Here is an 11,316-nt window from a genome sequence, read left to right as displayed (position 1 = left end):
GAAGACATAGATAAGAAATGATATAGACTATTCCTAATATATTATTGCTTATTTTAACCATAATTTCCTCTCAATCCATCTCCGTTTATTATATCATATCTCATCTCTATACTACTATTAGATTAGATAACTAATTTTTATATTATCAATTGTCTTTGTATAGGGAATATCCGTCTCGTCAACAGACATGTCTTCTAAATAATATCCCGATGTCCGTATAACATCCCCAAAAGCATCCTCTGATAGGGATATCGTTGCCACTCCATTGATTACAAGTGTTATTCGCCAGGTTCCTGTTGTTTCATTTTTTCTGAATTCTATAAATTCTATAGTTTCAATCGGATTCTGTGTTTTTAATTTTACTCTATTAACTACAAATAGCGCTACCCTATCCTGTTCGATTCTCATTTTCTCTTCCAATGTTTTTTCTTTTGGATGATTCAAACTAAACATTATAACTCCTCCTATGACACAGATTACTAAAGCAATAATACCCCATTTTTTACGCTTATTCATTAACACACCTCCTTATAACATTCTATAAAGCAACTTGGTCTTAATTACCTTATAATATAGGACCAATAGCCACTATGGTCTTGTGCATTGAATTCAAGTTTAGCATAGTTCACTTACGATTTCCTTTTCTAATTCTACTGCATCCATTCCACCATATTTTGAAAGAGCTTGCAGAGATTTTTCACAGAAAGAAATTGGAACACGGATGAAGCCATGGTTTTAAACTTATCATTAAAATCAGGTTTCCCCTCATCCAGTTCCAACTAATTTTCAGTTGCTTAAAGAAACTAGTCTATCTTATATTTTGACTTTATAGCCTCCAAAAATTTCTTCACATCCTCTACATATCCATGCTTTTCAATTAAACTAGCTAAGAGTTCTAGATTGTGCCCCCGATAGTTGTCATCTCGACGTAGTTCTTCATACATTTCGATAAAGGGAAGGTCCTTAGACTTGGCCAATTCTAACTCTGCTTCATAATCGTAGGAAACTTTTCGGAATAGAATATTTACCAATTCCCCATCTTCCACTTCTATCACGGCATACTGGGCACGGTGATTTTTTAACGCCTCCCAATCAAAATAGGGCATGCCAATCGTACCCGGATTGATGATTTGTTGCCCTTGACTTCCATAACGAAGCAACTGCTTGTGGACATGACCATAGACTGCCACGTCCGTTTCCTCATCTAGGAGTTGGTCAAATTTATCTGTGTTATTCCCAACAGACAAGTCACCACCATAGTTCTTATTTGGCAAATTATGAGAAAGAGAAAAGCGCAGTCCATCAACTTCTTTCTTTTCTAGCATAGGTAAGCTTCGTAGCCAGACAATCGTTGCAGGATCCATTCGCTCCATCAAAAACTGGGTCATTCTCATAAGCTGGATATCTTGCGGATTTTCCAAACCATATTCCCCATCCAAGGCCTCAAGGACACAATCATCCCAATTACCTCGAACACTTGCTGTGATAGGAAGTTCCTTTAACAGAGCGACCAAGTCATTTGCACCTGGACCAGGGAGGAAAATGTCTCCCATGAGCCAATATTCGCTGACTCCTTGATGTTTAGCATCTGCAATCACTGCTTCTAAGCCTGTCGCATTTCCATGAACATCTGACAAGATTGCAATTTTATGATTCATGATGGCCTCCTTCTGTTTGGTAATCTACTTGTTCTTCCGCCACTTGAGCCAATTCCACTTCTTTCTGCGGGTTCAACTTTCTTTTCACATCTTCTGCGACTGTTCTTGGTACCCCAACTTCGACAATCTCATCCACACTGGCTTCCTTGATTTTAGTGAGAGACTTGAAATGCTTCATGAGATTCTGCTTGCGTTTAGGTCCTAGACCATCAATTCCATCCAGCTGTGAAGAAAAGGAATTTTTGGAGCGCAGTTGACGGTGAAAGGTGATGGCAAAGCGGTGCACCTCATCCTGAATGCGTTGGAGGAGGAAAAATTCTTGAGAATTGCGAGATAACTCCACTACCTCAAGCGGATCTCCAAAGAGCAATTCATGGGTTTGGTGCTTGTCATTCTTTTGCAGACCTGCAATTGGAATATCCAAGCCCAGCTCCTCTTGGATGACCTGCTTAGCGATATTGACCTGACCTTGTCCCCCATCGATGACAATCAAATCTGGTGGGGTCAAGCCCTCGCGTTGAACTCGACCATAGCGTCTGCGAATGACTTCTCTCATACTCGCATAGTCGTCTGGTCCAACAACCGTTTTTATCTTGTACTTACGGTAATCCTTCTTACTCGGTTTACCGTTGACAAAGACCACCATAGCTGAAACAGGACTGGTTCCCATGATATTAGAGTTATCGAAGGACTCAATGCGAACCGGAGTTGGTATTTGAAGCAAGCGTCCTAGATTTTCAATAGCTCCTTGTGTCTTTTCGACAGATTTTTCTAGCAGATTGAATTTCTGCTCCAGACTGACACGGGCATTTTTTATGGCTAGATTGACCAGTTGTTTTTTCTCCCCACGTTGGGGCTTGAAAATCTTGGTATCCACCAAGGCCTTAACGGCTTCTTCATCGATATCCTGCGGAATCAATACTTCATTGGGAACTAGGTGAGATTTTTCTTGATAAAATTGTCCTACGTAGGTCAGAAAATCCTCATCAGGATCATTGTAGTAGGGGAAGAGATTGACATCCCGCTCGATGAGTTTTCCTTGACGTACAAAGAAAACCTGAACACACATCCAGCCCTTATCCACATAGTAGCCAAAGACGTCACGATTTTGCAAATCTTTCGCCATGACCCGTTGCTTGGTCCGAAGTGTTCCAATGGCCTGAATCAGGTCACGGTATTCCGCCGCACGTTCAAACTCCATACTTTGAGCTGCGGATGCCATCTTGCCCTTGAGGTCATCGATAATCTTGTCATCCTGACCTTTCAGAAAATCAGACACTTCCTGAGCCATAGACTTGAAGTAGGCCTCATCCTTCTTACAGATGGTGTGGGCCATACACTGGCCGATATGGTAATAAAAACAAACCTTAGATGGCGGGTTGGTACATTTCCGAAAAGGGAAAATCCGATCCAGTAGTCGCTTGATTTCATTTGCTGCCCCTACATCTGGATAAGGACCAAAGTAGAGACCACCGTCCTTTTTGACCTGACGGGTGATAATCAATCGAGGATAACGCTCATTGGTGATTTTGATGAAGGGATAAGACTTATCATCCTTGAGCATGATATTGTACTTGGGCTGATTTTCCTTGATAAGATTTATTTCCAGCAGGAGGGCCTCGATATTAGACTCGGTGACGATAAATTCAAAATCCACAATTTCAGACACCAGAGCCTCCGTCTTAGTATCGTGACTCCCACGAAAATAGGATCGCACGCGATTGCGTAGATTTTTAGCCTTTCCGACATAGATAATAGTGCCGTTTTTATCCTTGTGAATGTAACAACCAGGGCTGGTCGGCAAGTGCTCGAGTTTTGATTTGATCAAGTTATTCATAGTTCCATTATAGCAAAAAGGCCGTGACAGGACGAACAAAAAGCCCCACCAATCACTTGTTGGAGGAGCTTTGATTTCTTTTCTGATTACACCGACTTCATCTAGTCGCTACCGGTATAGAGTTCTTGAACAGCTTTCACATCTTGGGGCTGAATCCCATAGTAGGAGCCGGCAGGCTGCATAACAGAAGTCTCGTTGGTATGATCCAATCCGATGGCATGCCCCAGCTCGTGCTCCGCCGTGTGCACGATCCGTTCATAAGAATAACCATAGTTTGGATTGGATAGATAATAGTGATTCAGGCGAACTGTTACAGATATAAATTGATTGGTCAATAGATTGGTTTGACTCTCGGCTTGGCCAGCTACAGCTGTCGTTCCATCATTCATTTCACTTGCCACAATGTCTGCTTGACTAGAATCCGCTACCACCTCAAAGGTAAAGGCTCCCGTTTGATTCCAGTTTTTTATGGCTTCTGCATAGGCACCTTGGAAGGTTTCATCCATTTGAGGCTCAATATAGATGCGAGCTGATGCCTGAGCCCACTTGCCTTCTGCATGTTGGTGACTGTCTGTCTGAGACAAGACTTCCAGCGTCCCCGTCTCCTTCCATTGATTCCAGCCGCCTTGACCAATTTTACTCATTTTTTCAACCTGATTGACCGCAGAATGAAAATCACCTGTCAGATACCAAACCACTCCAAAGGCAATGAGTAGTAAAATAACCACAGTCCAAACCAGACGCCAGAAGAAACGCCAAATTCCCAAAAGAAATCGGAACAATAATCGAATAATCCAGAACATGACGTCCCACCTTTCATAAAAATAAGAATCTATCTTTAAATCGATGGCCTCCCATAATCAAGATAGATTCTCTATTTTACTCAATAAAACTGAAAGAAAACTAAAACTAAGATAAGCGCTCTTCCAAAACAAAGTTAATTGGTAGAGTAGCTAAAAAACGCTCCAATTGTTTTTCCCAGTAGTACCACTCGTGAGTGCCAGGGCTATGACTATAGGTCACTTTAAAACCAAGCTTTTTGAGGTTTTTCACAGCGAGATTATTGGCTGAGTAGAGATAGTCTTGCTCACCACACCAAGCCCAAAGTTTGGGTTTTTTATCCGATTTCGCAGCGATACTTTCAAGCGAATGAGGGCTAGCTGTCCAATCTTTGATTTCTCCAAAAACTCCTCGCCAGTAGGCAAGAGAGCCCAAATCCTGACTTTCAGGAGAAAATTCTTGAAAACTGAGCGCACCAGAAAAACTAGCCGCATGAGAAAAACGATCGGTTGCGAGAGCGAGTTTGAAGGAACCATAGCCACCCATGGAGAGACCTGCAATGAAGGTCTTTTCTCGCTTGCTGGTCATATTGGGGAAGAAACGTTTCATAACCTGAGGTAACTCTTCTGCTAGAGCTGTAAAGTAGTCAAAACCATACTGGGTATCTGTGTACCAGCCATTGCTAGTATTGGGCATGATAACAATGAGATTGGTTCCACGCAACAAGCGCTCGACATTGGTACGTTTGAGCCAGCTATTTTGGTTTCCTGACATTCCGTGCAAAAGATAAAGAACAGGAATATCTGTGCAATCTGGTTCAGTCACCCGACTAGCATCTGGATAGAGTACGGTAACGCCCCACTCCATATCCAAAACTTTTGAGTAATACTCAATATTCATAACTGCCATGGTTGTCTCCTTTTACTATTCTATAAGAAAAAGCCGAATTTCGACTTTTTCCGTAGGTATGCTGCTTATTATTTTGCTTCCATTACGACTGGCAAGATTGCTGGACGACGTTTGGTTTGGTCAAAGAGGTACTTGGCCAAGCCATCACGGACCTTCCCTTTGAGATCAGCCCAGTCGAAATCTTCACCTTGGAGATAGTCTTCCACGATTTGGTTGATCAATTCTGAACTTTCACGGAGAATATCACGACTCTTCTTGAGATAAACAAATCCACGCGTGTGAACTCGCGCCTTGGCGATGATTTTTTTCTCACGTCTATTTACGGTAATGGCAACGATGAAAATCCCGTCCTCTGACAAGACTTTACGGTCACGAAGGACAACATTTCCAACATCTCCGATGGCATTTCCATCAATCAAGACATCACCTGCAGAAACTCCACCAGCAGGAACAAAGTCCCCGTGTTCGTAGGACATGGTTGTTCCCTTTTTAGGGATAAAAATACGCTCTGGCAACATCCCCACTGCCATGGCAGCCTTGGCATGCGCATCCAACTCACGGTATTCCCCTTGGATAGGGAAGAGATACTTGGGTTGCAAGAGATTAATCATCAACTGCAGATCACGCGCATTCCCGTGTCCAGATACTCGCAAGCTTTGGGTAATGAGTTTCACAACACCACCAGCTTGGTAGATCATATTTTCCACACGCGCCATGACAGCTTCTTTTGCAATAGATGGAGTGGTTACGATATAGACCAAATCCCCATCTTTGATTTCCACATAACGGTGGCGACCAATAGACATCTTACGAAGTCCATTAATAGGCTCACCCATACGACCCGTCTCAAGGATAATCAACTCATGGTCTTCAAAACGAGACATTTCTTTGGGTTTGATCAAGAGACTTTCGTTGGCTAGAGACAATTTTTTGAGACGAATCGCTGTGCGGACGATATTTTCAACATCAAATCCAGTCAAAACAACTCGACGACCGGTATCCGCAGCTGCATCAAAGACCTGCTGGATACGAGAGAGGTTGCTGGCAACAGCCGCAACGATGATGCGCCCCTCCCAGTCTGCAATGGTATGGGTAATCTCCTCTCCAACTTCACTCTCGCTCGCCACTTGGATATTGCTGTCCGCATTAGCAGAGTCACTGAGAAGAGCCAAGACACCCTCACGACCAATCTCGGCCAAGCGTCCAAAATCAGTCGCATAGGATTCACTAGCAGTCTGGTCAAACTTGAAGTCCCCTGTGTAAACAATGCTACCTTTTGGAGTTTTCAAGACGACTCCCAAACTTTCTGGGATGGAGTGAGTTGTACGGAAGAAGGAAACCTCAGTTCCTCCAAAGTCAATCTCCGTATCCTCATCAATCACATGAAAGTCATTGAATTTCTTAACAGCATCATTTCCTTTGACAAAGAGTTTTGCCAACTCGATGGTCAATTCAGAGCCAAACACAGGCACCTTAGCCTCTGCCAAAAGGTAAGGCAGGGCACCAATGGCATCCGCATGTCCGTGGGTCAAGAAGACCCCAGCGATACGATCACTATTTTCAAAAAGGTAGTCCATATTTGGAATGACGACGTCGACCCCAAGCTGTTCATTTTCAGGGTATTTAAGCCCCGCATCCAAAACAAAAATTGAATTGCCAATCTCAGCAATGTACATATTTTTCCCGTTTTCACGCACACCACCAAGTGTTGTTAAACTGATATTACTCATTTTTCCTCCGAAACCTTAGTTTATCTTGATTATAGGGTAGGTTCACCCTCTTATTCTAAAAGTTCTCAAACTCTCAGCCGAATCTTTTCCTACCATTATACCATTTTTTTGATTATTTTCAAAATGAAGATCGGATTTTGACCTGAGATCGTTCACTACTAAAAATCAAACCCTTTTACCCTATTCTCTCTTTTCAAGACTGACTATAGAAAATTGAACGATTGCACTCTCAGACATGCCAAATTCCTAAACAACTTGATTTCAGACAGATTTCTCGCATTCTAAAATGTTTATTTTAGTTCATAACAAGAAGAATCCTTGCCTTTTACTTCTCTTTTCTAAAAAATTTTTATATTGTCCACATCCAAAAGTACGGAATTCCTGTCCTCCATAAAGCCTAAAAACTATTCAGCAAATACCCACTAGAAGCGAGATCACCAAAAGAAAGTTTCACAGAAAGAAAAAAGACTTAGAAATTCTAAATCTTTTTATCATCTTTAGTTTGGATAGATATAAGTAACGTTACCTAAAAATTCATGAGGATTAAAGAAGCCACGATAATTCGCAATCTGCTTTTGGCGTCTGTAGTTTGCTTCCAATACCTGGATAGAGTTTTCACTTTGAACATCTGTTACATAAGCAACGTGGCCATATTCACCACCGTCCCAAACGGCAATCGCTCCTACTACTGGAACACTTCCTGTTCTATAGCCTTGAGCACTAGCATAGATTGCCCACGTGTTGGCATTTCCCCACCAGTTACTAGCCCAAGGCGCTAATTCTTTTACGCCCCATGTACATTGACCAACAGGATAAGAGTTTCCATAGTTTGTTGGAGTCTTTTCGACAACATCTTCTGTATCTGATACTTCATTGACAGTTGCGGCTGGAGCGCTGTAGGTAGAGCTAGCCTGAGCTGAACCACTCACTTGGAGAACATCTCCTGGGTGGATGGTATCAAAGATGGTTTTCCCATTCAAAGCCGCCAAGTCATAAGGATCCATACCATTGGCAGTAGCAATGGCAAAAAATGAATCTCCGTCTTGGACAACGTAAGAGTTGGCATGAACCGTTTGAGCACCAACTGTCGCTAAAATAGCGGTAGAAGTCAAACCAAGAGTCAGTTTCGTAACTGTTTTTTCATAACTATGTTCTCCCTATTTTTTTGTTGATAAGGAAATCATAACTGATTTACATGTCAGTTCGTTTAGAGTTATATTTTAGTCATATTACAAATAGTTATACTTTTACTACATGAGTTCAATATCAGACAAAGAAAAAGCCGAGATAGATTACCTCAGCCTCTCTCCATCTATTTTTCCATTAAAAAGTCATACATTTCTTGCACAGTTCCTAGGGCCATCATTTCTTGATTTTTGACGGTTTGTTTAAGTTTTTGGTAAATCTGACTTTCAGCAATTTCCCTTTTCGGCGCTTCTTTATTGACAGTCATGACACCATCTTTGATCGTCACAAAGCCCAGTTCCTCAAATACTTGAATCATCTTGACCAGTAAAATTTGTTGGATATTGAGATAAGCCGCCAGATCCTTCAGCTTGTAGCGAATATCAAACTCTGGGAATTGGTAAATGGTCTTGTACAATTTAGCAAACTGCTCTCTGGTCCCATAACCTGTTAGATAATAGGCCTTGTCTATGTCGTTTTTGAAATAGACAGCAGAGAAATTCTGTTCCTGAAAAATGGTCTTCAGCAGGGTAATATCCTCAGGAATGGTTTTCACAACAACCGCTTCACTATCCGCAAGATTTGGTAGTTCTCCAGCAAAATCCAAGACTGGAACCCCTTCTGGTAAGACTGCATTCTTCCCACGAATGTTAAAGAGTTGAACACCTTCCACACGCGCATCCACCATCATCAACTGGAGGGCAGTTTGGCCATTCCATTGATTGACAGACAGGGTGACTGCCAATTCTAGTTTTTTTGTTTGGGCAAACTCTGTTACCCATCTACCTTGTCCAAAGGCCACCACTTCAAAACTCGCCTCACCCTTGGAAATTTTTAGTTTGAGGTGGGCATTGCCTGCTCCCATGGTACGGGCACTTTCGACATGAAAATCCTTGATATAAAATACAGGTTTCTGATTGTCCATTCCAAAGGGTGCCAAGCGTTCAAAACTTTTAACCGTTTCCAAGCTAAGCGTCTCCAAATCCAACTCTTCATCTAGATTTAACTTGTTCTTGCCACTAGCATCTGCACCTTTTTCACGGACATAGTCTTCCAAAACCTGAGATAAATCTGAGAGTTTCTCCACTTCCAGCGTCATTCCTGCTGCACCAGCATGGCCACCAAAGGCGATAAAGAGATCTCGATGGGGATCCAAGGCTTCAAAAATATCGACCGCTTCCACACTACGAGCGCTACCCTTGGCACGACCTTCTTCTATATTAAGAACAATGACTGTTTGCCCTAGTTCTTCCAACAAACGACCAGCAACGATACCCAGAACGCCAGGATTCCAGCCTTCCTTGGCCAAAACCTGGACCTTCTTCTCAGGATCCACCATGGTCTTAGCTTCTTCATAGATTGATTGGACGATTTCCTTGCGCTCTTCGTTTTTCTGATGAATCATGAGGGCAATCTCATGAGCTTCCTCGTCGTCAAATCCAGTCAGCAAATCAATGGCAGGATTAGGATCATCCAAGCGCCCCAAGGCATTTAAACGAGGGGCAATCTGGAAACCAACCGTTTCTTCTGTTACTTCATTAGCAGCAATCCCAACCATGTCTAGCATTTCTTGTAGTCCAATGCGCTGAGTATGCCCCAACATTTCTAGACCATATTGGACCAAAATGCGATTCTCATCCGTCAAACTCACCATATCAGCAATGGTACCGATAGCGACCAAATCAAGCAATTCCACTTGCACTTCTTCTAAAAGAGCGCAAGCTAGCTTGAAAGCCACTCCGCATCCGGCCAAATATTTGAAGGGATAATCCGCATCTGGATGCTCAGGGTGAACAATCGCATAGGCATCAGGAAGGGTTTCCGGCATGGAATGGTGGTCGGTCACAATGACATCCACTCCCATAGACTGGGCCAGTTCAATTGCCTCGTGACCCGCAACCCCATTATCCACTGTCACAATCAAGGAAATACCCTCTTGCTCGATAAAGTATTTATAAACACTGGCATTGGGACCATAGCCATCGGTAAAACGATTGGGTAGGTAAACACGGCACTCAGCACCAAGCTGTTCCAAACTTTCCTTCACAATCGAAGCTGAAGTCATACCATCCGCATCGTAGTCTCCATAGATGAGAATGTTTTCCCCTTCTTCAATCGCCTGACGAATCCGTTCCACTGCCTTGTCCATATCATGGAGCAGATAGGGGTCATGTAAGTCCTCTAAAGAAGGTTCTAAAAACTTCTTTAGACTTTCTTCATCCTGAATCCCTCTTTCAAATAATAACCGAGCCACCTCGGGACCCAGCCCAGCCTTCTTGGCTATCTTTGTAAAATCCGCATCTTCAACCTGCGGGGCAAACTGCCATTCATAAGTAGGAGTTATCAAAAAAACATCCACTCTTTCTAAGAATTCTATCGTTTCATTATAACATGATTTAGGCATTTTCTCTATCCAGATTGCTTTTTTATAACATTTTAGTGAATTTTTTCAGATATGATTTGACAAGAACATTCTTTTGTTGTAGGATCGTGTTATAAAACCTAACACAAAGGAGATCTCTCATGGCTTTAGTAGAATTTAAAAACGTCGAAAAATATTACGGAGACTACCACGCACTCCGCGACATCAATCTCCGTTTTGAAAAAGGACAAGTTGTTGTCCTGCTTGGACCTTCTGGCTCTGGGAAATCCACTCTTATCCGTACGATCAATGGTTTGGAGGCTGTTAACAAAGGAAGTCTCCTAGTCAATGGACACCAAGTAGCAGGTGCTAGTCAGAAAGATTTAGTTCCTCTTCGTAAGGAAGTCGGCATGGTTTTTCAACATTTTAACCTTTATCCACACAAAACAGTGTTAGAAAATGTTACACTCGCACCCGTTAAAGTTCTAGGAATTGATAAAAAAGAAGCTGAAAAAACAGCCCAAAAATATCTGGAATTTGTAAATATGTGGGACAAGAAAGATTCCTATCCAGCTATGCTATCTGGTGGTCAAAAACAGAGAATCGCCATCGCACGTGGTCTTGCCATGCATCCGGAGCTCCTCCTCTTTGATGAGCCAACATCTGCTCTTGACCCTGAAACCATCGGAGATGTTCTAGCAGTTATGCAAAAACTGGCGCATGATGGGATGAACATGATCATCGTTACCCACGAAATGGGCTTTGCCCGTGAAGTTGCGGACCGCATCATTTTTATGGGCGACGGAGAAGTTTTGGTGGATACGACAGATGTCGATGACTTTTTCGACAATCCAA

Annotated in this window: 9 protein-coding genes; 1 reads left to right on the top strand and 8 read right to left on the bottom strand. The window is 42.5% G+C overall.

Annotated elements, in window-relative coordinates; genetic code table 11:
* Positions 1-117: 117 nt before the first annotated feature.
* The 8 genes from SORDD24_RS05800 to recJ form a co-directional block, all read right to left on the bottom strand.
* The gene (locus SORDD24_RS05800) at positions 118-516 is read right to left on the bottom strand and encodes a hypothetical protein (RefSeq protein ID WP_061408546.1); all 399 of its coding nucleotides are present in this window, start codon (positions 514-516) and stop codon (positions 118-120) included.
* Between the two features lie 287 nt (positions 517-803).
* Positions 804-1,658 (bottom strand): metallophosphoesterase family protein, encoded by an 855-nt coding sequence (locus tag SORDD24_RS05795; protein ID WP_061408543.1) that lies wholly within the window; start codon positions 1,656-1,658, stop codon positions 804-806.
* Complete coding sequence (uvrC, locus tag SORDD24_RS05790) at positions 1,648-3,495, bottom strand: excinuclease ABC subunit UvrC (protein ID WP_061408540.1); 1,848 nt, start codon at positions 3,493-3,495, stop codon at positions 1,648-1,650. Before uvrC ends, SORDD24_RS05795 begins: the two co-directional genes overlap by 11 nt.
* A gap of 101 nt (positions 3,496-3,596) precedes the next feature.
* The gene (locus tag SORDD24_RS05785; protein ID WP_061408537.1) at positions 3,597-4,298 is read right to left on the bottom strand and encodes a M57 family metalloprotease; all 702 of its coding nucleotides are present in this window, start codon (positions 4,296-4,298) and stop codon (positions 3,597-3,599) included.
* Positions 4,299-4,404: 106 nt separating this feature from the next.
* Positions 4,405-5,184, bottom strand: a complete 780-nt coding sequence (locus SORDD24_RS05780; protein WP_061408534.1) for an alpha/beta hydrolase — start codon at positions 5,182-5,184, stop codon at positions 4,405-4,407.
* A gap of 68 nt (positions 5,185-5,252) precedes the next feature.
* On the bottom strand, positions 5,253-6,914 hold the full coding sequence (locus SORDD24_RS05775; RefSeq protein ID WP_061408531.1) for a ribonuclease J: 1,662 nt from the start codon (positions 6,912-6,914) through the stop codon (positions 5,253-5,255).
* A 497-nt stretch (positions 6,915-7,411) separates the two neighbouring features.
* Positions 7,412-8,026 carry a COG3942 and LysM peptidoglycan-binding domain-containing protein gene (locus SORDD24_RS05770; protein WP_231082689.1) on the bottom strand — a complete coding sequence of 205 codons (615 nt, stop codon included), beginning with the start codon at positions 8,024-8,026 and terminating at the stop codon, positions 7,412-7,414.
* A gap of 200 nt (positions 8,027-8,226) precedes the next feature.
* Positions 8,227-10,446 carry a single-stranded-DNA-specific exonuclease RecJ gene (recJ, locus tag SORDD24_RS05765; protein WP_061409520.1) on the bottom strand — a complete coding sequence of 740 codons (2,220 nt, stop codon included), beginning with the start codon at positions 10,444-10,446 and terminating at the stop codon, positions 8,227-8,229.
* A 176-nt stretch (positions 10,447-10,622) separates the two neighbouring features.
* Here recJ and SORDD24_RS05760 point away from each other — a divergent pair.
* The coding region (locus SORDD24_RS05760; protein ID WP_231082688.1) for an amino acid ABC transporter ATP-binding protein at positions 10,623-11,316 on the top strand (694 nt) is incomplete at its 3' end.

Origin of the sequence: Streptococcus oralis, assembly GCF_001579175.1 — a bacterium.
In the GTDB taxonomy this organism is placed as follows: domain Bacteria; phylum Bacillota; class Bacilli; order Lactobacillales; family Streptococcaceae; genus Streptococcus; species Streptococcus oralis_O.
This window is presented reverse-complemented; position numbering and strand designations above follow the sequence as displayed.